The organism is Achromobacter sp. SIMBA_011 (genome assembly GCF_046535435.1).
In the GTDB taxonomy this organism is placed as follows: domain Bacteria; phylum Pseudomonadota; class Gammaproteobacteria; order Burkholderiales; family Burkholderiaceae_B; genus Achromobacter; species Achromobacter dolens.
The window spans coordinates 1-257 of record NZ_JAWRWN010000789.1 but is presented as its reverse complement, the minus strand read 5'-3'; the positions used below and the strand labels follow the sequence as shown (position 1 = coordinate 257).

Below are 257 nucleotides of genomic sequence, written 5' to 3'. Positions count from 1 at the left end.
CGGCCATCCGAGCAGCCGTCGGCCCGACCGCCTATGCCCGCGCCGGCGGACGCGACGCCCGCCTCCGCGCCGCCTGCACAATGAAGCCGCACCGATCGGCAATTTCGACCGATTAAAGGTATTAAAAAAATGGCCGATGACACTCTTTAACAACTATTTCAGTGCACCGGATCACAATAGGAAACGTTTTAGAGACATCGGCTTCTAACCCGATACACCCCACGCGAACGGGAGAACGGGGTGTGCAGCGCAAGCCC

Annotated in this window: 1 protein-coding gene; it reads left to right on the top strand. The window is 59.1% G+C overall.

Annotation, left to right across the window (positions count from 1 at the left end):
• The coding region (locus SB816_RS33145) for a hypothetical protein (RefSeq protein ID WP_410548395.1) at positions 1-208 on the top strand (208 nt) is incomplete at its 5' end.
• Between the last annotated feature and the right edge of the window lie 49 nt (positions 209-257).